Here is a 20,096-nt window from a genome sequence, read left to right as displayed (position 1 = left end):
AAAATGCCGATTTCCTGATGAATTCGGCATTTTTTTTGTTTAATGAAGCGGCTTTTATCGCGTAAAAACTAAATGATTTCCTTTTGATAAATTAGCGTCAAACTGATAGCCTTCATAATTAAAACCTTTTAAATCATCTACGGTGTTAGCATCCGTATCAATAATATAACGCACCATCATTCCCCTCGCCTTCTTGGCAAAAAAACTGATTATTTTAAGTTTCCCATTTTTATAATCTTTGAATTCCGGGGTAATCACAGGAACTTTCAAGGTTTTGACATCAATTACTGAAAAATACTCTGTACTGGCGAGATTGAGGAACAATTCTCCTTTTTTAAGTTCTTTGTTCAATTCTTTTGTAACAGCAGTTTTCCAAAATTCATATAAATTTTTGCGCTCACCAATAGGTAGTTTTGTTCCCATTTCTAAGCGATAAGCTTGCATCAAATCTAAAGGCTTTAGCAATCCATACAAACCTGACAATATTCTCAAACTGTCTTGTAACGCTTCTAATTTCTCGATTGGAATCGAATAGGCATCCAATCCGGTATACACATCGCCATCAAAAGTAAAAACTGCCGGACGGGCATTTTCTGCAGTGAAAGGCGTTTTCCATTCTTGATTACGTTTCCAATTCAAATCAGCCAGTTTATCTGAAATACTCATCAAATCAGATAATTCTGCGGGCTTTTTTTCCTTTAAAACTTTATGAACCTGTCTCGCTTCTTTTAGGAATAAAGGTTCGGTATGCTGTGAGGTAGGTAACTTTTTTTCAAAATTTAATGATTTAGCAGGCGATATAACAATTTTCATATTCAGATTCAATTTTAGTATCAGATTCAAAAGTACAAATTGAAAATAAGATATAAGTACGTATGAATTGATTTGTCTAATAATAGGATAGATAATATAAATCATTGCAAGTAAATTTTTACTATTTTTGATTGAAACAAACCAAAATCGCTATAATTTATTATGTCTAAAATTAAAATTAAAAAAGCTTATTTATCTGACCTTGAAGTATTACAAATTATAAGCATACAAACCTTCTCTGAAACTTTTGCCGAAGTAAATACACCTGAAAACATTGAAAATTACAATCGTGAAAGTTTTAATTTGGAACAATTAACTTCGGAATTAAGCAATCCAAACTCTCAATTTTTTATAGCTTATTCTGATTCAGAACCGATTGGTTATTTAAAAATAAATTTTGGTAACGCACAAACCGAAATACTAAATGATGATGCTTTAGAGATTCATAGAATATATGTTTCACAAGCTTTTCTCGGAAAAAAAATAGGTCAATTATTGCTCGATAAAGCAATAGCGGTTGCACAACAAACTACTGCTGATTATATCTGGCTTGGTGTTTGGGAAGAAAATCACAGAGCGTTAAGATTTTATACCAAAAATAGTTTCGTGGCCTTTGATAAACATGTTTTTATTCTTGGTGATGAAGAACAAACTGACCTATTAATGAAATTGGATGTAAATAAATAATCATAATGAAAAACACTAATTTTCCAGATATAAAAAAACCGGTTTCAATTCTTAATGCAGCCGTATTTGTAGCGGCTCTTGGCTATTTTGTTGATATTTATGATTTATTACTTTTTGGAATCGTTCGTACCGATAGTTTGAAAGACTTAGGAATCACGGGAGATGCTATTAGAAATCAAGGCGAATATTTGATTAGTATGCAAATGTTTGGAATGCTTTCTGGAGGTATACTTTGGGGAATTTTGGGCGATAAAAAAGGACGTATTTCTGTTTTATTTGGTTCTATCTTAATTTATTCTGTTGCAAATATTGCTAACGGAATGGTAACTACTGTTGATGGATATGCCTTCTGGAGATTGATTGCGGGAATTGGACTTGCGGGCGAATTAGGCGCAGGAATTACTTTGGTAACGGAAAGTTTACCTAAAGAAAAACGAGGCTACGGAACTATGATTGTAGCTTCTGTAGGTGTTTCGGGAGCGGTAGCCGCTTACTTCGTCTATCAAATTTTTCAGGATTGGCGCTTGTGCTACTATGCCGGAGGAGTTTTGGGAATCCTATTACTCTTTCTAAGAATCAGCATTTCCGAATCAGGCATGTTCAAAAAAGTACAAGAAAGCGAGGAAAAGAAAGGTGATTTTTTGTCTTTATTTACCAATAAACAACGTTTTACAAAATACATTCAATGCATTCTTATCGGAATTCCATTGTGGTTTTTGGTTGGCGTATTGATTACTTTTTCACCTGAATTTGCCAAAGCATTAGGTGTTCAGGGTTTTGAAACTATTGCCGCAGGAAAAGCCATCGCCTGGTGTTACGGTGGATTGGTTTTTGGTGATATTGCCAGTGGGTTGCTAAGTCAGTGGCTGAAAAGTCGAAAAAAAGTGATGTACTCGTTTCTTATTTTTAATTTAGTAATGATTTTTGTATACCTAAATGCTTTTGGAATTACAGCTTCTTCTTTCTATACGCTTTGTTTTATGATGGGATTCTCTGTAGGATATTGGGTGTTATTTGTAACCATTGCTGCAGAACAATTTGGGACCAATATTCGCGCAACAGTGACGACTACTGTTCCTAATTTTGTTCGAGGTTCATTGCCGCTGATTATTCTAATTTATGGGTTTTTCAGAGATACTGTTTTTGATGGAAATATTCTGCAATCGGCGATGATTGTGGGATCAATATTATCCGTAATTTCAATTTTGGCACTTTGGAAATTAAAAGAAACCTTTCATACCGATTTGAATTATTCAGAACAGGAATCTCCGGCTTTCCTTTAATTTTTTTAAATAATAACAGTACACTTTACTTCTTAATTAATAGCGAAAAGCGCTTTCTTTTTAAAGTCTATTTGCCTTATTTTTGTATAAAACATTTCAAAAAATATGAAACAGGATGTAATTATTGTTGGAGGGGGACTCGCCGGATTATCAGCTGCAGTTTATTTGCATCGTCAAGGTAGAAAGGTATTAGTATTAGAAGCTAGTGAACGAGCAGGCGGAAGAATAAAAACTGATTCCCATGATGGTTTCCTTCTTGACAGAGGTTTTCAGGTCCTTTTGACTGCATATCCCGAGACAAAAGCATTACTTAATTACAACGCTTTAAACTTAAAGAAAATGTTGCCTGGAGCGACCGTACTGTATGATGGTGGCAGTTTTGAAATCGCAGATCCATTGCGAAGACCTTCGGCTGCATTAGCAACTCTATTTGCTCCCGTTGGTACGTTGAAAGACAAACTTAATACACTTTGGTTAAAAAATAAATTACAAAAATTGACCATTAAGGAAATTTTTGAACAACCCGAGCAAACGACCCGCAAGCAACTGGAAGATTATGGTTTTAGTCCAAAAATGATTCAGCGTTTTTATGCTCCTTTCCTTTCGGGTATTTTTCTGGAAAATGAGTTAAGCACTTCTCGAAGAATGTTCGATTTTGTAATGAAAATGTTTTCTGATGGTGATGTGGCTGTTCCTGCTTTAGGAATGGAAGAAATACCAAAACAGTTAGTCGCTATACTTCCAGAAGGCAGTATTCAATACAATACAAAAGTGGTTTCTATTGACGGGAATACGGTAACAACTGCCGACGGAAACGTCGTAGAAACCAACCAAATACTTTTGGCTACGACCGCAAATAACCTTACACAGCAATTCTTCCCGAAACAAAAAATGACGTCGCATAAAGTAACCAATATCTATTTCGTAGCAAACGAAACTCCAACTAAAAAAGCGGTTGTCATTTTGAATGCTTCGACCAAAAAGAAATGGGTGAATAATTTGACTGTAATGTCTAATGTTTCTAATGCTTATGCTCCAAAAGGGAAAGTGCTTATTTCCGTTTCCTATAATGGAATCACAACTGTTGATGATGCTACTTTGGCCGAAAACATGAAACAAGAATTGAAACAATGGTACGGTCAAAAAGTAACTTCGTGGAAAATGCTGAAAGCGTATCGCATTGAATATGCGTTGCCGAGTCAGGAAAGTGTAAGGAACGAAATTGATGCTTCTGAAATAAAATTCTCTGATTCGCTATTTATTTGTGGAGACCACTTGCTGAATGGTTCTATAAACGCCGCCTTAAAAACCGGTCGATTAGCAGCAGAATTGATGAAATTATAATTTGTATAATTCTTTAAAACTTGAAGGATCTCATATTGGATATTTTGTTCAGATTTTAATTCAAAAAAAATTCGAGGAAATAGAACGCTTCCTATTTCGCACAGACTGGAAAATATTTTTTTTAATCACGACTCAATTTGGCAAAAATTAATGTCGCTGTTTCAAAATATAAGAGTTTATGTCCTAAATTTTTAAATTCAAGCAAAAATATTCATCTTTGTGTAATTTTAATTTTTTTAAATTAAGAAAATAAAGAACAAACCACTTTTGGTCATCGCGAACAATTCCTTCTATAAAAAATATTCTATGAAATTATTTCTCACCTTTTTTCTTTCCATCTTATTAAATGTTGGTTATTCACAATCCGCCAATACCTATTTTGAAAAGATTAGAGACAATGAAGCGGCTTTGACTGCTTTCTTTTCTCAAATGCCAAAAGGAGGCGATTTGCACCACCACTATTCCGGATCAATTTACGCTGAACCTTTATTAGCGCATGCCATTGCAGATAATTTTTATCTCAACACCGAAACAATGGATGTTTTAAAAGAAAAACCATCAACTGGAAGCTGGGAACAATTTTCGACCTTAAAAAGAAATGGAACGTTAGACGTTTACAAACAAAAAATCATGCAAAAATGGTCTGTTAAAGACTATAATCATGTTGATTATCCATCAGATAAGTTGTTTTTTGAATCTTTTATGAAGTTTGAGCCAGCCCTTAAAGGGAATTTTGGGCAAGGATTATTGGAACTCAAAAACAGAGCCATTACTGAAAATGTAAGTTATATCGAAACTCAATTATCGACGATTCCCTGTTCTATGAATACGGATGATTTGACAAAATTCAATGCGCAATTGCGACAATTGGCAAAGGTAAAAGACGAAAAAGGAATTCTGCAGTCTTTGGATTCCGTTTACAATACCTTTCAGCAAAAGAATGCCAAATCATACGCTACCGATTTCAATACTAATTTTGTAGCCAAACTTCACAACGACCTTAAGATTGATGATTCCCGTTTCACGATGCGCTATCAAAATTTCGTCTTGCGTTTTATGGAGCCGGTTGATTTATTTAAAAATCTAGTGATTGCCTTTATATCGGCAGACAGCAGCCCGCTTATGGCCGGCGTAAACATTGTTTCTCCAGAAGATGGCGAAACCTCCATGAAAGATTACTGGCTGCACATGGTCATGTTTGAATACTGTCATTCCCGTTTTCCAAATGTAAAATACACTCTACACGCTGGCGAATTAACTTTGGGATTAGTGCAACCAGAAGACCTGACTTGGCACATTAATGCAGCGATACATATTGCCGGAGCCAATCGAATAGGTCATGGCGTGGATATGGCCTACGAGAAAGATTCGTATGATTTAATGCGATATATGGCTAAAAAAGACATCCCAATTGAAATAAACTTAGTGAGTAATGAGTTCATTTTAAAGGTTAAAGAAAACCGTCATCCTTTGTCATTGTACAAAGAATTTGGAGTTCCAATAGTGATTAGTACCGATGATGCGGGAATCTTACGGACCAACATGACTGAGCAGTACGTTTTATTGGCAAAAAGATACAAAAACATCACTTATGCGGATATTAAACAATTTGTTTACAATAGTCTCAATTACAGTTTCATTCAAGAAAATTCAGTAAAGAAAGAACTACTAAAAAATTTAGATTTCAGATTTAAAACTTTTGAATCTAATTTTCCAAAAAAATAAATAGTTCTCAATAATTATTTTACAAATGCAATAAAAAGCCCTGAGTTGAGGCTTATTTTATTTTCTGTTCAATATTAAAATAATATTTCGTTTTTTGAAACTTTTATTTTATTATATTTGACACTACCTACTTAACTACTTGATAGTTACATTTTATAATAAATCCCAATGATTTAGAATTTCGAAGTTTTAATTGTTTAGTAACAAGATAAATTATTGAAAATGAGTAGAGCTTTACTTTGGTATTTACGAAGACATCCATTATTATTTAAAATCCGATTCAGATTGATATCTAAGAACGTATCGAGTGATCGCGCTGATCGTTTTTGCTATAATGTATTAAATAAGAAAGAGGATATTCCCGCTATTTATTATCAATTAAACAATATCATTTTAAACAAAAAAAAAACTCCATTAAGTGATATCAAAAAAGTAAAAAAAATAGCAAAATGGTTACGAAATAATATTAAAGGCGGTCCTGGACTGGGTAAATCTTCTGAAAATTCGCTACGCAAAATGATTAAAGGCGAAGGAGGAGTTTGCAGCGATTTCTCTCAAATTTTTAATAACTTCTGTGTCATAAATGATTTAAAAGTGAAAGAATGGGGACTAAAAATTAATACCGGAAAAGCAAGCCTTTTAGGTGGGCATTCTTTTAACGAAGTGTATTGTAAAGAATTTCAAAAGTGGATTATTATTGATGTATCCAAATCTATATTTTTTTATCACGTCAGTCCAAAACTGCCCTTATCCGTTTGTGAATTAATTCATTTAAAGCAAGAAAATAAAGAAATCTATTATTCCAAATTCAACAAAAATTTCACAATCGATAATGAAAACATAAATGACCTGTATCTTATTTCTAAATCCTATCCTTTTATAATAACGAATTATCGCAACAAAACCTATGACTATTATTTAGACAAACTGGGATTTCTTCCGGAATCAATTATTCATGGTTTGGTATATCTCAGCGGAAATAGTTATGCTTATGAGTTTCCCAAATACAACTAAATAGGTCTGCACGTCATTCAATTTGATTACATTTGGGACACAAAATTATTTACAACTACTCATGGCCATTGCGAGACCTCTCTTTAGAATTTTTGATTCCGTAAAAGCCAAAGAATTTTACAACGATTGGCTTGGATTTACAATTGACTGGGAGAATAAACCAGACAACTCTCCTATCTATTTGCAAATATCCCTTAATGGCATCGTTATTCATTTAACAGAACACCACGACGATTGCAATACCGGCGCAAGAATTCACATTGAAAACTTCAATAATCTTGCAGCCTATCACGAAAAAATCCTATCTATAAATTACAATTTAACAGACCCGATTTAGACAAAGCTTTTTGGAGCCATAGGTTACATGCATGGAAGCAATTGATCCGTTTGGAAATCGACCAACTTTTACAAAGGAAATATAAAAACAGAATAAACACAAAATGATTCAAAATACTTCTCTTAAAATACAAGTCCTTTTATTCGTTTTATCGCTACTTTCATGGAATGGTTTTGCTCAAAAAAATATTTCAAAAATAGCCTTTGGATCTTGTGCAAATCAAAGTGATCGGTTACCTATTTTTGATATTGTGGTAAAGCACAAACCAGATTTATTCGTATTCCTTGGCGACAACATATACGGAGACACGAACAATATGATTACACTGCAATCCAAATACGATAGAATGGCAGCTAAACCTACATTTCAAAATTTAAAAAAAAATGTGCCTCTAATAGCCACTTGGGACGATCACGATTACGGACAAAATGACGCAGGCAGACATTATCCTAAAAAAGAAGCTTCTAAAGAAATTTTCCTGAAGTTTTTTAATGAATCTGAAAATTCAGATAGACGAAAACACGAAGGTGTTTACACTTCCTATATGTATGAAAACAAAGGAAAAAAAGTGCAGATTATCTTGCTGGACAACCGCACTTTCAGAGACAATTACAAGAAATACAACGGTGAAGTCGCAAGTGATAAAAGATATTTTTACAGCTTAGATTATGCGCCACAACAAAATCCGGACTCCACTTATTTAGGAGCAGCACAATGGAAATGGCTGGAAGAAGAATTAAAGAAACCTGCTGACTTACGACTGATTGGCTCAGGTTCGCAGTTTGGGATTGAATACAACGGCTATGAAGGCTGGGCAAATTTTCCGCTAGAACAAAAAAGGTTTTTAGCTTTAATCAAAAAAACGAAAGCTAACGGTGTTTTGTTTCTATCTGGAGACGTGCATTATGCTGAAATATCTAAGCTTACCGAGCCTGGATTATATCCTATTTACGATTTTACCTCCAGCGGACTTTCCTCGAATTGGCATTTTGCAACACCAAACAAAAATAGGATTGAAGGTCCTATTATGGAAAACCATTTTGGCTTATTAACGATAGACTGGAAAAAGAAAATCCCAGAAATAAAAATGGAAATTTGGGATATCAATGACAATCAGCGTGCGGAACACACGATTGGCTTGGATGAAATTAGGTTTAAGAAGTAGTTTTTTGTGAGAATAAATTATTATTAAAACCTCATTAAGTGATAGTAGTCTAAAGCTATTTGCGTTACGCAAAAATCAACATCCAAATCGCAATCTTAAGCATTATTTCTTTACAAAATACGTATTGCTTTTACGAATCTGCGAGTATAGCCTGGCTTTTTCAGACTTGTAACAATCACTTTTATTTCACAATCTGCGCAGGAGTGTATAAAATCATTGCCCATTCCGTTTGGATTAGTGAAGATAACAATATGACCAATAACGTTTCTGGTAAGACATAAAAACAAAAGGACATCTCCTATTTTCACACTGTCAATCGGCATTTCTTTCCCAAAATTTTTAAATTCTGAATAGCTTCGTGGCATCTAAATTTTAATATGATTAAAACATAATAAACAAAACCCTAAACAGTCAAACCCATTCTTACTGGAGCCGGCTGCAACATAAGGCGTCATTAACAAACTCATTCCAAAGCTCACTATCTTATTCCCAAGTACACATCACTTTCGGTTGGAAAGATCACTGTGCCTTTGACAATAAATTCATTTCTTTGTGGTAAAAATTTATTTTCTCTAGAGGAAGCATACGAAACGCTATCAAATAAGAAGGGATAAATAATGAAAGGCGCAGGTTTTAAGAAATTTATTCTTTTAAATGTCATAATAGAAGAATTTAATTAGCATGTTTTAAGTTATAAAATGGCTATAACTATTTTCAGTATTCCATAATTGAAAAAGTAAGATGCTAACTAACTTACTCCTTACAAATCTACTTTTTTTATATAATTTAGGGAGACTGCAATGTAAAAAAAACAGATTATTGATGACGTACAATAAACAAACCAATAGCGTATAAATATCATTAACCCTTGCAAAATTATATCCAACAAAAAAGCCCCAAACGGGGCTTTTAATATCTTAATTTTCTTCTTCTTCCGTGCTATGGGATTTCGAATATCCTCTCCATTTTTCGATACAATCCTGAAAATCCTGTGGAAGTTCCGTATCAAAACGCATCATTTCTCCCGTCGTAGGATGCACAAAGCCAAGAGTTTTGGCGTGCAATGCTTGACGTGGTAATGCCTTAAAGCAATTTTCTATAAATTGTTTGTATTTGGTAAACGTCGTTCCTTTCAAAATCAAGTGACCGCCATAACGCTCGTCATTAAACAAAGTGTGACCAATATGTTTTAAATGAACTCGAATCTGGTGTGTTCTGCCAGTTTCCAGTTGGCATGAAATTAAAGTCACATAACCAAAACGCTCTAGCACTTTATAATGTGTCACAGCAGGTTTTCCTATTTCTGGATCAGCAAAAACCGCCATTTGCATTCGGTCTTTTACGTGGCGAGCCACATTTCCTTCAATCGTACCTTGATCAGCAATTACATTTCCCCAAACCAAAGCGATATATTCCCTTTCTGAAGTTTTAGCTTCAAATTGTTTGGCAAGATGCGTCATCGCCGCTTCGGTTTTGGCAATCACCAATAAACCAGAAGTGTCTTTGTCAATTCTATGAACGAGACCTGGACGTTCGCTGCTGTTCATTGGCAAATTATCGAAATGATACGCCAAAGCATGCACTAAAGTCCCGGTATAATTACCATGTCCGGGATGAACCACCATTCCTGGCTCTTTGTTTATCAACAACAACGCTTCGTCCTCATAAACAATATCAAGCGGGATGTTCTCCGGGATAATATGATTTTCAAACGGTGGATGCGATAACATTACGCGCAACACATCATTGGCTTTTACTTTGTAATTTGACCTAACAATAACGTCATTTACAAAAATATTTCCTTCGGTGGCCGCTGTTTGTATTTTATTCCGAGTCGCATTTTGTATTAAACTCATCAGGTATTTATCAATTCGCAAAGACGCTTGGCCTTTAGGAACTTCAAATCTAAAATGTTCAAATAACTCCTCTTCTAAATCTATTGTTTCTATATTACTGTTCATTTGCTGGTACTTGTTCTTCTACTGGTATTGCTACACTATCTACTACACTTTCATCTACATAACTCGCTTTTCCATCTCCCAAAACCAAATCAATTTTAGACGATTTCAATACTCTGTCTCCCACTTTCAAGTTTCTTCCCTTGTAACGCATTTCCAGAACCATATCTTTTCCTAGATTCGGAATATAAGTAATCGTTCCTTCTTCAAGTCCCAATGCTTTCAAAGTTGGAACCGCTTCACGGTATGTTTTTTCAATTAAATCCGGAATTTTTACGGATGAAAACCCTGATGCATTAATTTTGATATATACTTTTCTACCCACTTTTACTTTAGCGCCTGGCAAAGGATCCTGCTCTACCACACTAAACTTAGGAAATTCATTTCTAAAATCTACGCTATCCAACAGCACATAATCTAAATCAAGCGCATCAAGCTTCTCCTCCACCTGTTCCACAGTCAATTTTCTCAAATCCGGCACCGTTATCTCATGACCATGATCAGTCGTAAAAGTTAACCAGTGCATAAACAAATAGCCCAAAACGGCAATAATAGCAAGAGCAGATAATGCTTGTAGAAAAAATACACGGCTTGTAAGATACTTACGTAAACTCATAAATTTATTTTTATATGTGGCAAAGATAAACCTATTTCGTTTCAAAAAAAATGATAATTTTGTTTAATAATATATGTGATTCATTTGTAATCCTGAGCGTAGTCGAAGTATGGAGCCATTTCCCGCTATTCGTTGCAATCTTTTTATCCGCCGAAAAGGCGTAGAAAAAGGATTTCCACTGCTATCGGGGCTAAAAACAAATAGCATTCAATAAAACTGTTCTTATACCAATTCTAAAATAATCCGTTTTCTTAACCCGCTCCTTTGGAAAGGGCTGAGTAGAGGATAAACTTAAACTACAACAATGAAAAACATTGCTATTATTATGGGCGGCTATTCCAGCGAGTACAAAATCTCACTAATTAGCGGAAACGTCGTATATCAATTTCTGGACAGAAATAAATTCAACGGATTCCAAATCCATATTTTCAAGGAAAAATGGGTTTATGTAGATGTTAATAATGTTGAATTTCCTATTGATAAAAATGATTTTTCAGTAACAGTAGACGGAGCTAAAATCACTTTCGACTGTGTTTTTAATGCGATCCACGGCACTCCGGGCGAAGACGGATTAATGCAAGCGTATTTCGAATTGCTAAATATTCCACAAACATCATGTGATTATTACCAAGCCGCATTAACTTTTAACAAACGCGATTTACTATCTGTCTTAAAACCATACGGAATCAAAACAGCTATATCCTATTATTTAAATAAAGGTGATAGCATCAATACTGAAGAAATTGTAGCCAAAGTAGGTTTGCCTTGTTTTGTAAAACCGAATAAAGCCGGTTCCAGCTTCGGGATTTCAAAAGTTAAAACGGCTGCCGAATTGCCAATCGCAATAGAAATGGCGTACAAAGAAGACAACGAAATCATTATAGAAAGCTTCCTTGATGGCACCGAAGTTTCTGTTGGAGTCATTAATTACAAAGGAACTGTAACCGTTTTACCCATAACCGAAATAGTTTCAGACAATGATTTCTTCGATTATGAAGCCAAATATTTGGGTAAATCACAGGAAATTACACCCGCGAGAATCTCGGATGAAATGACCCGAAAAGTCAGCGAAATAGCCAAACGTGCTTACGAAGTGCTAAAAATGAAAGGCTTCTCCAGAAGTGAGTTTATCATCGTAAACGGTGAACCGCACATGCTCGAGATGAACACTATTCCCGGGCTTACTACTGAAAGCCTTATTCCGCAACAAGCCAAAGCTGCCGGAATTTCATTGGAAGATTTATTTACAAATTCGATAGAATTAGCGTTGCCAGAATAACTGATTATTTCGTTAACTTTGTGTAAAACAAAATCATCATGATTGATTACAAACAATATATCGCTATAAATTCACAAGTTCGTTTTGGTAAACCAACAATAATTGGTACTAGAATTACAGTTTTTGATGTTTTAAATTGGCTTGCAAATGGAATGACAACAAATGAAATCATTGAAGACTTTCGGGAACTTAACGAAAATCAGATTAAAGCTTGCCTAGCTTACGCTGCCGATAGAGAACATAAAATTCAAATTGCATCGTGAGCTTGTTGTTTGACCAGAATATTTTTTTTAGAATCATCTCTAAAATTAAATTCAATTTCCCTGAAGCAAAACAAGTCAAACAACTCGGAATTGAAAATTATTCAGATGTTGAAATACGGAAATACAAAAACTGATTTTCTAGCAAATATTATAAACGCTAGAAATACAATCATTACAGATTTTATAAATTCCATTACTTATTCCGAAATTGCCTGTTTAAAAATTAAATAATTTTAGTGTGAATTTAATTGATAATTATTTCAGCATAAAGTTGTCATTTTACAAAGGATAAATCCCCTACAATAAGTTACTTCCTTCGTCGGAATAACAAAGAAAAACAAATGAGAAAAGCCATATTTCCCGGATCATTTGATCCCATTACCTTAGGACATGAAGATATCATCAAAAGAAGCATTTCGTTATTTGATGAAATCGTAATTGCGATTGGTATCAATGCCGAAAAAAAATACATGTTTCCCTTAGAAGAAAGAAAACGTTTTATCGAAGAAACATTCAAAAACGAACCTAAAGTTTCGGTGATTACGTATGAAGGTTTGACTATTGATTTGTGTCATAAAATAAAAGCAGATTTCATACTTCGTGGTTTGCGCAATCCGGCCGATTTCGAATTTGAAAAAGCCATTGCTCACACCAATCGACGTTTGTCAAAAATAGAAACTGTATTTTTATTGACTGCTGCAAGTACTTCTTATATCAGTTCCAGTATTGTGAGAGATGTAATTCGCAATGGCGGACAATACGAAATGCTGGTTCCTGATGCTGTCCGAGTGAAATAATTTTATAGAAATTTGTCAAATCGAGCGCAGTCGAAGCTGAATCATAGGTCTCAACTGCCATCGACTTGGCAAACAAAAAGCAATAATATAAATTTGTGGAAAGGGCTATTTAGCCTTATTTTTGACAGAGATAAAAGCCATTAGACATGAGTGTAGAAAAAGAATTAAATAAACGCAGCGAATCAAAATGTGAACTTTGTGGAGCAACTGAAAACCTAAAAGTGTATGAAGTGCTCCCAACAAAAAAGGGTGGAATAGATGAAAGTATATTGGCTTGCAACACCTGTATTGACCAAATAGAAAATGCAGGACATGAAGATTTAAACCACTGGAGATGTCTAAATGACAGTATGTGGAGCGAACACACAGCGGTTCAAGTGGTTGCTTGGAGAATGTTGAGTCGTTTACATAAAAATGGATGGCCTCAAGAATTATTAGACCAAATGTATTTAGACGAAGATACTTTGGCTTGGGCTCAAGCAACTGGTGAAGGAGAAGAAGAGGAAAATAAAATTATACACCGTGATAGCAACGGTGTAATTCTGGAACATGGTGATTCAGTAGTTTTAATCAAAGATTTAAAAGTAAAAGGATCAAGCATGGTTGCTAAGCAAGGAACCGCCGTACGCAACATTCGATTAGATCACGAAAACGCTGAATATATAGAAGGAAAAGTAGATGGTCAGACTATTGTAATTATTACACAATACGTCAAGAAAACATAGCCATCAATTTTAGTGATTAGAAAGGAGCCTGATCAGCGACTTCATTATAGCAAAAAATCGTTAACAGTAAATTTGTTTTACTATTAACGATTTTTTTTTAAGTCTATTTTACTGCTCACTAGAAACTGAACACTGATTACTGATCATTTTTTTTAAATGAACACTAATTCTCCTCTTCTTTCTTAACCACTTTTCGGGCAACTTCTATTTTAAACTTCTTACCTTTCATTTTTTCGTCTTTGATGGCATGAAGTAAATCTTTCACTTTATTAAATTTCACGGCAGCAAAAGAAATAAAATCTTTCACTTCGATCAAACCTAAATCTCCTTTTTCTAATTTTCCTTTTTGGGAAAAGAAACCGACGATATCAATTTTATTCAATTTATTTTTCTTTCCGCCACTGATGTAAATAGTTTGAAATTCAGGAGGTTTTGGTAATGAAGTCGAATTCTCGATTTTCAAAGCTTCCATTCCGTAATCAATATAATCCATCTTTTTCTCGCTTTCGTGAGCAATGATGTAAGCGGTTCCAGAAGCCAGCATACGTGCCGTTCGACCGTTCCTATGCGTGAATTCGTCTTCTTTGGATGGCAAATGATAATGAATAACATGATTCATTTCAGGGATATCAAGTCCTCGAGCAGCTAAATCTGTTGTGATTAAATAGCTCACACTTCCGTTACGAAATTGAATTAGAGCACGTTCTCTTTCGTCCTGATCCATTCCGCCATGATAATAAGTAGAATAAATTCCTTTTTCGTTTAATGTATCGCTGATACGTTCTGCAGCATCACGGTGATTACAAAAAACAATAGCCGATTGCGATTTCAAAGAACAAATCAAGTTAAATAAACTTCCTATTTTGTCTTTTTCTTTAGAAACGACCATTTTCATGGACAGGTTCGATTCTTCCACGTTTTCTGGAATAAAGTCTAAAATCGTTGGATTTACGACTCTGGTATATCTTGGAATCTCAATATCTGAGGTTGCTGAAACCAAAACACGTTTGTTCAATTTAGTTAATTTCCCAATGATAAACGACATTTGTTCATGGAAACCCAATTGCAGTGATTTATCAAATTCATCCAGAATCAAAGTTTGTATTTTATCAGTGCGGAAAGTTCCTCTGTCAATATGATCAGCAATTCTCCCTGGCGTTCCTATTAAAACAGCCGGTGGATTGCTTAAATTCTTGATTTCAGTATCAATAGAATGTCCACCGTAGCACACATTTACTTTATAATCAGTTCCCATTTTTTTCCAAACTTGTTCAATCTGTAATCCTAATTCACGAGAGGGAACTAAAATTAAACATTGAACCGATTGAAATTCAGGTTGTAACATTTCTAAAATAGGCAATAAAAAAGCCAAGGTTTTACCAGATCCTGTAGGCGAAAGCAACAAAACATTAATATCATTTAAGATGGCATCTTGGGCTACTTCCTGCATTTCGTTTAGGCTTTCAATACCTAAATTTAAAAGTATATTATTGGAATGGTGTTTCTTATTCATTTTTTCAATTTGGGCAAAGGTAATTTATAATTTTGAGTTATGAATTTTCATTTATACTATTATTTTTATTGAAATCGGTATTTACAGAGGCGTAAAAAATATAGTATATTTGGTTTCCGTTTTTAAAACTTAGCTATGAGATTTTTCACTATTCCGTTTTTTCTTCTTACCATTTCCCTATTTGCACAAAACACCCATAAATACGATACTTTTTTCGAAAAAGGAAACGGAAACCAATCGGCTACCTATCAAGAAACGATCGCGTATTACAAACTTTTGGCCAATGATTTCCCCACCATAAAGATGCAGGAAATGGGCTTGACTGACAGTGGAGAACGGTTGCATATCGTGACTTTCAATCCTGAAAAGCAATTTGATTTTGAAGAAATTAAAAAAAACAAAGCTGTGATTCTCGTTAATAACGGAATTCATGCCGGCGAACCAGACGGAATCGATGCGAGCATGCAGTTGTTTCGGGATTTGGCGTTGGGAAAAATAAAAATGCCAAAAAACACGGTCATCGTTTGTATTCCCATTTATAACATTGGCGGAGCTTTAAATAGAAATTCTACTTCAAGAGCCAATCAGGACGGCCCTGAAGAATATGGTTTTCGCGGCAACGCCAGAAACTATGATTTGAATCGAGATTTGATTAAATCAGATACACGAAACACAAAAAGTTTTGTAGAAATTTTTCATAAAATAAATGCAGATGTTTTTATTGATAATCATGTAAGTAATGGCTCAGATTATCAATACAAACTAACTTATATCATGACACAACACAATAAATTAGGCACTGTTTTGGGTCATTTCTTAAATACTGAAATGATGCCTGCGTTAGTCAAAGACTTGCAAAAAAAGAAAATAGAAATGACACCTTATGTTAATTCTTTTGCTGACACGCCAGACAAAGGTTTTGGTCAGTTTTTTGAAAGTCCACGATTTGCAACTGGTTACACTTCCCTGTTCAATACTATTGGCTTTGTGGTAGAAACTCACATGTTGAAAAAATATGCGGAACGGGTGAAAGTAACTTACGAATACATGAGATCTGCTATTGATTACACGGATGCGAATTTTCAAAAAATCAAACAACTGCGTTTGCAAAATGAAGAGCAATACCAGCCTAAAAAATCGTACACTATCAAATGGGAATTAGACAGTACCAAAACGATTCCTTTTTCTTTTTTGGGATATGAAGCAATTTATAAAAAAAGTGATGTGACATCCGGAAATCGATTGTTTTATGACCGAACAAAACCATACAAAAAGTACATTCCGTACATCAAGGAATTTAAATCGGTAAAAGAGGTAATTATCCCTACAGCCTATATTATCCCTAAAGGTTTCTGGCCCGTAATCGACTTATTAAAGACCAATACAATTACGTATAGCCAACTTAAAAACGACACCATAATAGCAGTTGAAAGTTATAAAATTGCAGATTTCAAAACGACATCATCAGCTTACGAAGGTCATTATCTACATCGAAATACAAAAGTGAGTTCTAAAATAGAAAAAGTGGCTTTCGCCAAAGGGGATTATATTATTCCAACACAACAAAAGGGAATCAAATACTTATTGGAAACTCTGGAGCCCGAAGGAATTGATTCTTTTTTTAATTGGAATTTTTTTGATACGATGCTACAACAAAAAGAAGGATATTCAGATTATGTTTTTGAAGATACAGCCACGAAAATTCTACAAGAAAATGCAACGCTAAAAGCACAATTTGAACAGCAAAAACAGACTGACGATTCCCTTATCAATAAACCTGAAGCACAACTGGACTGGGTTTACAAGCATTCCATTTATTATGAACCCGCCCATTTACAATATCCCGTTTACCGTATTTTAGAATAAAAACAAACTCCAATTGGACCATTTATTAAACATGAATTTCACGAATTCACACGAATAAATTTGTGATAATTCGTGAAATTCGTGTTTCACTTTATACTATCTACCTACAAAGAAGTGTAAAACTGTTTAATCAGTATTATTGGTCTCCAGAGGGTAGATCTTATCTCAGTAGCTTTTCTTCTTCAAATAATAATTTTATGTTTTCGTAGGAGTTTTTTAAAGCTTCCGGAATTTGATCAGGACTCAACCAAGCCACTTTTTCAATTCCTTCTTCTAATTGGCCCTGAGGCGTGCCTTCAAAATCAGAATGCATTTCGAACCAATGCGTAATTTTCAGTTTATATTTTCCATTACGTCTAAAAACGTGATACGTTTTTTGTAGTTTATGTTTAATGGATAAGAGATTAACACCCGTTTCTTCCTCAACTTCACGCGTGGCTGTGTCTGCAATTTCTTCCCCTTTCTCAATTCCGCCTTTGGGTAAATCCCATTTTCCGTTTCTAAAAATAAATAAAACCTCCCCTTTTTTATTGTAAACCAAGCCTCCTCCAGCTTTTGTAACCGGAATTTTAGCTTTCAAAGTCTTCATAATCTCCTTTTCATCAGGATGATAAAGGTAAGCTTTTTGAATTTTATTTTGAAATATTTTTACTATAAGTTGCTCTATGTCAATACTTTCTAATAAGAACAATTGGAAATCCGTCTCTTTAGAGATGTGATTTGTCAAAAAAAGTGGTTTGTCGTTAACAAAAACTTTATACATTTGTATTATGATTTTTAATAAAGAAACAGCCGAAAAAACAGCCGAATTGCTTTTGCAAATAAATGCAATTAAATTGAATCCAAGAAATCCTTTTACATGGGCTTCCGGATGGAAATCGCCAATATATTGCGATAATCGTTTAATCCTCTCATTTCCAGCCATAAGAAATTATGTCCGCGATGAATTTTCCAAAAACATTGAAAAACAATTTGGTAAACCTGATGTTATTGCTGGTGTTGCCACTGGAGCAATAGGAATTGGTATGCTAGTTGCAGAGAGTTTAGGATTACCGTTTGTGTATGTTCGCCCAGAAGCAAAAAAACATGGACGATTAAACCAAGTGGAAGGTTTTCTACAAAAAGGACAAAATGTAGTCGTTGTAGAAGATTTGATAAGCACTGGAAATAGCAGTTTGCTTGCCGTTGAAGCTTTGCGCGCAGCAGGGGCAAACATAAAAGGGATGGCAGCAATATTCACGTACGGATTTGATGTTGCGAATCAAAATTTCAAAAATGCCAATATCGATCTATTGACGTTAAGCAATTATCAAAATCTATTGAATTTGGCTGTAGCCAAAAAATATATTACAGAAGAAGAAGAACAAACCTTAAGAGAATGGAACGTGAGCCCATCCACTTGGAACGTATAAATAGAAATATAATAAGCTAACAAAAATATGAACTTAGAAAGTCCAAAAGTTACTATCGAAAAATCAGCACAAGAATTATTTGATTTATTGAGTAATGTCCAAAATTTCGAAAAATTGATGCCTGAAAATATTGCAAAATTCGAAGTTATTGGTGACGATGCTTTCATTTTTGGATTGAAAGGTATGCCGGAAATAAAATTAAAAATGAAAGAAAAAGTAGCGCCAAACAAAATTGTTTTGGGAGCTGCAAGCGATAAACTTCCATTCACACTAGTTGCTACTATCAATGCAATTACTGACAATTCAAGCGATGTGAAACTTGATTTTGAAGGGGATTTCAATCCTATGATGGCCTTGATGATCAAAGGCCCAATTGGAAAATTTATAGAAACTTTAGCCACTAATATGGTAAAATTGTAGTCAATACAAAACCTGATATTGAAAATGTTTAAGATTGAAATCGAAATTCAATCTTAAACATTTTTTTTAATACAACATTTGAATTTCTTTTATATCAAATTCAGAAATACTATCATCTTCCAAAAGAATTTTGAGTTTACCAATTGAAGAAATGCCTTGAATAATTCCCATAAATTTTTGATTATTCCCATAATTAAAAGCCATCGGAATTCCTTTTTTAAATAACTTACTGGTGTAATCTGACCATAGCATTTCAGAATGTTGTTCCCATGATTTTACATTATATTCTATTTTAGCAATAATCGTAAATAGCAACTCTTCCTTATTAAATTTTCTGTCACAAATAACCGCAAGTGAAGAGGCTTTTGGCAACTTTTCAAAATTAGTTTGATTTACATTTAAACCTAAACCAACAATAGAGACAATACTTCCGTCACTTTTGATACTGTTTTCAATCAAAATGCCACCTATTTTTTTATTGTATGACATTATGTCGTTTGGCCATTTAATACTAAGATCCGGAATCTTATAGCATTCAAGAGCCTCAATTACCGCTAGAGAGACAATAATATTGAGATTGTAAATCTGACAAATATCTAATAAAAAGTCCTTTACCAAAACACTCAATATTAAGTTTTTACCAGCCTCAGAAGCCCAAACGGCTCCCATTTGCCCTTTCCCTTTTGTTTGATTCTCTGCAGTGACAACCGTAAAGTTTTCGAATTCTCGTTTGTTCGATAATCCTTTGAGAAACTCATTTGTTGAATCTATGGCATCGAGTTTGATTAGTTTCATATAACGTATTTTGTGAAACAGAATTTAATATTATGTTAAGGTTCAAAAATAATCACAAAAAATGGTAACTTTACAAACTTATTT

Annotated in this window: 21 protein-coding genes; 14 read left to right on the top strand and 7 right to left on the bottom strand. The window is 34.2% G+C overall.

Translation table 11 applies throughout. The features are described from left to right. Positions 1-54 precede the first annotated feature (54 nt). Entirely contained in the window at positions 55-813 is a 759-nt protein-coding gene (gene yaaA / locus ACFX5D_RS06500) for a peroxide stress protein YaaA (RefSeq protein ID WP_379857420.1), read from the bottom strand. Between the two features lie 162 nt (positions 814-975). Here yaaA and ACFX5D_RS06495 point away from each other — a divergent pair, with 162 nt between their 5' ends. From ACFX5D_RS06495 to ACFX5D_RS06465, 7 genes are all read left to right on the top strand, one after another. Continuing rightward, entirely contained in the window at positions 976-1,500 is a 525-nt protein-coding gene (locus ACFX5D_RS06495) for a GNAT family N-acetyltransferase (RefSeq protein ID WP_379857419.1), read from the top strand. Positions 1,501-1,505: 5 nt separating this feature from the next. Then, positions 1,506-2,783 (top strand): MFS transporter, encoded by a 1,278-nt coding sequence (locus ACFX5D_RS06490; RefSeq protein ID WP_379857418.1) that lies wholly within the window; start codon positions 1,506-1,508, stop codon positions 2,781-2,783. Between the two features lie 105 nt (positions 2,784-2,888). Beyond that, positions 2,889-4,127 carry an NAD(P)/FAD-dependent oxidoreductase gene (locus ACFX5D_RS06485; protein ID WP_379857417.1) on the top strand — a complete coding sequence of 413 codons (1,239 nt, stop codon included), beginning with the start codon at positions 2,889-2,891 and terminating at the stop codon, positions 4,125-4,127. 306 nt (positions 4,128-4,433) lie between these two features. Next, positions 4,434-5,852, top strand: coding sequence for an adenosine deaminase (locus ACFX5D_RS06480; protein WP_379857416.1), 1,419 nt, complete (start codon positions 4,434-4,436; stop codon positions 5,850-5,852). Between the two features lie 222 nt (positions 5,853-6,074). Then, entirely contained in the window at positions 6,075-6,866 is a 792-nt protein-coding gene (locus ACFX5D_RS06475) for a transglutaminase domain-containing protein (RefSeq protein ID WP_379857415.1), read from the top strand. Between the two features lie 22 nt (positions 6,867-6,888). Beyond that, entirely contained in the window at positions 6,889-7,203 is a 315-nt protein-coding gene (locus ACFX5D_RS06470; protein ID WP_379857414.1) for a glyoxalase superfamily protein, read from the top strand. Positions 7,204-7,306: 103 nt separating this feature from the next. Beyond that, positions 7,307-8,368, top strand: coding sequence for an alkaline phosphatase D family protein (locus tag ACFX5D_RS06465; RefSeq protein WP_379857413.1), 1,062 nt, complete (start codon positions 7,307-7,309; stop codon positions 8,366-8,368). A 110-nt stretch (positions 8,369-8,478) separates the two neighbouring features. On the opposite strand, the gene ACFX5D_RS06460 is transcribed toward ACFX5D_RS06465, so the two are convergent. The 3 genes from ACFX5D_RS06460 to ACFX5D_RS06450 all read right to left on the bottom strand — a co-directional run bounded on the left by ACFX5D_RS06460 (position 8,479) and on the right by ACFX5D_RS06450 (position 10,942). After that, positions 8,479-8,733 carry an NlpC/P60 family protein gene (locus ACFX5D_RS06460; protein WP_379857412.1) on the bottom strand — a complete coding sequence of 85 codons (255 nt, stop codon included), beginning with the start codon at positions 8,731-8,733 and terminating at the stop codon, positions 8,479-8,481. Between the two features lie 552 nt (positions 8,734-9,285). Continuing rightward, positions 9,286-10,329, bottom strand: coding sequence for an RluA family pseudouridine synthase (locus ACFX5D_RS06455; protein WP_379857411.1), 1,044 nt, complete (start codon positions 10,327-10,329; stop codon positions 9,286-9,288). Then, positions 10,319-10,942: a PASTA domain-containing protein gene (locus ACFX5D_RS06450; protein WP_379857410.1), complete on the bottom strand. Its 624-nt coding sequence runs from the start codon at positions 10,940-10,942 to the stop codon at positions 10,319-10,321. The genes ACFX5D_RS06455 and ACFX5D_RS06450 overlap by 11 nt, the downstream gene beginning before the upstream one ends. A gap of 304 nt (positions 10,943-11,246) precedes the next feature. On the opposite strand from ACFX5D_RS06450, the gene ACFX5D_RS06445 reads away from it, so the two are divergent. From ACFX5D_RS06445 to ACFX5D_RS06425, 4 genes are all read left to right on the top strand, one after another. Beyond that, positions 11,247-12,221, top strand: coding sequence for a D-alanine--D-alanine ligase (locus ACFX5D_RS06445; RefSeq protein ID WP_379857409.1), 975 nt, complete (start codon positions 11,247-11,249; stop codon positions 12,219-12,221). A gap of 38 nt (positions 12,222-12,259) precedes the next feature. Beyond that, positions 12,260-12,484: a DUF433 domain-containing protein gene (locus tag ACFX5D_RS06440; RefSeq protein WP_379857408.1), complete on the top strand. Its 225-nt coding sequence runs from the start codon at positions 12,260-12,262 to the stop codon at positions 12,482-12,484. Between the two features lie 341 nt (positions 12,485-12,825). Beyond that, positions 12,826-13,281: a pantetheine-phosphate adenylyltransferase gene (gene coaD, locus ACFX5D_RS06430; RefSeq protein WP_379857406.1), complete on the top strand. Its 456-nt coding sequence runs from the start codon at positions 12,826-12,828 to the stop codon at positions 13,279-13,281. Positions 13,282-13,427: 146 nt separating this feature from the next. After that, positions 13,428-14,006 carry a PhnA domain-containing protein gene (locus ACFX5D_RS06425; protein ID WP_379857405.1) on the top strand — a complete coding sequence of 193 codons (579 nt, stop codon included), beginning with the start codon at positions 13,428-13,430 and terminating at the stop codon, positions 14,004-14,006. A 163-nt stretch (positions 14,007-14,169) separates the two neighbouring features. Here the strand turns inward: ACFX5D_RS06425 and ACFX5D_RS06420 are convergent, their stop codons facing one another. Then, positions 14,170-15,519, bottom strand: a complete 1,350-nt coding sequence (locus tag ACFX5D_RS06420) for a DEAD/DEAH box helicase (protein WP_379857404.1) — start codon at positions 15,517-15,519, stop codon at positions 14,170-14,172. Between the two features lie 135 nt (positions 15,520-15,654). Here ACFX5D_RS06420 and ACFX5D_RS06415 point away from each other — a divergent pair, with 135 nt between their 5' ends. Then, complete coding sequence (locus ACFX5D_RS06415; protein ID WP_379857403.1) at positions 15,655-17,385, top strand: M14 family metallopeptidase; 1,731 nt, start codon at positions 15,655-15,657, stop codon at positions 17,383-17,385. Positions 17,386-17,545: 160 nt separating this feature from the next. Here the strand turns inward: ACFX5D_RS06415 and ACFX5D_RS06410 are convergent, their stop codons facing one another. Continuing rightward, a complete protein-coding gene (locus ACFX5D_RS06410; RefSeq protein WP_379857402.1) occupies positions 17,546-18,148 on the bottom strand; it encodes an NUDIX hydrolase in 603 nt (200 codons plus the stop codon). 7 nt (positions 18,149-18,155) lie between these two features. Between ACFX5D_RS06410 and pyrE the strand changes: the two genes are divergently transcribed. Together pyrE and ACFX5D_RS06400 are read left to right on the top strand one after the other, a co-directional pair. Then, a complete protein-coding gene (pyrE, locus tag ACFX5D_RS06405; protein WP_379857401.1) occupies positions 18,156-18,797 on the top strand; it encodes an orotate phosphoribosyltransferase in 642 nt (213 codons plus the stop codon). Positions 18,798-18,824: 27 nt separating this feature from the next. Continuing rightward, complete coding sequence (locus tag ACFX5D_RS06400) at positions 18,825-19,217, top strand: SRPBCC family protein (RefSeq protein WP_379857400.1); 393 nt, start codon at positions 18,825-18,827, stop codon at positions 19,215-19,217. 66 nt (positions 19,218-19,283) lie between these two features. On the opposite strand, the gene ACFX5D_RS06395 is transcribed toward ACFX5D_RS06400, so the two are convergent. After that, on the bottom strand, positions 19,284-20,012 hold the full coding sequence (locus ACFX5D_RS06395) for a biotin--[acetyl-CoA-carboxylase] ligase (protein WP_379857399.1): 729 nt from the start codon (positions 20,010-20,012) through the stop codon (positions 19,284-19,286). Between the last annotated feature and the right edge of the window lie 84 nt (positions 20,013-20,096).

The sequence above is a fragment of the Flavobacterium fructosi genome, assembly GCF_042787335.1.
Classification (GTDB): Bacteria; Bacteroidota; Bacteroidia; order Flavobacteriales; family Flavobacteriaceae; genus Flavobacterium; species Flavobacterium fructosi.
This window is presented reverse-complemented; position numbering and strand designations above follow the sequence as displayed.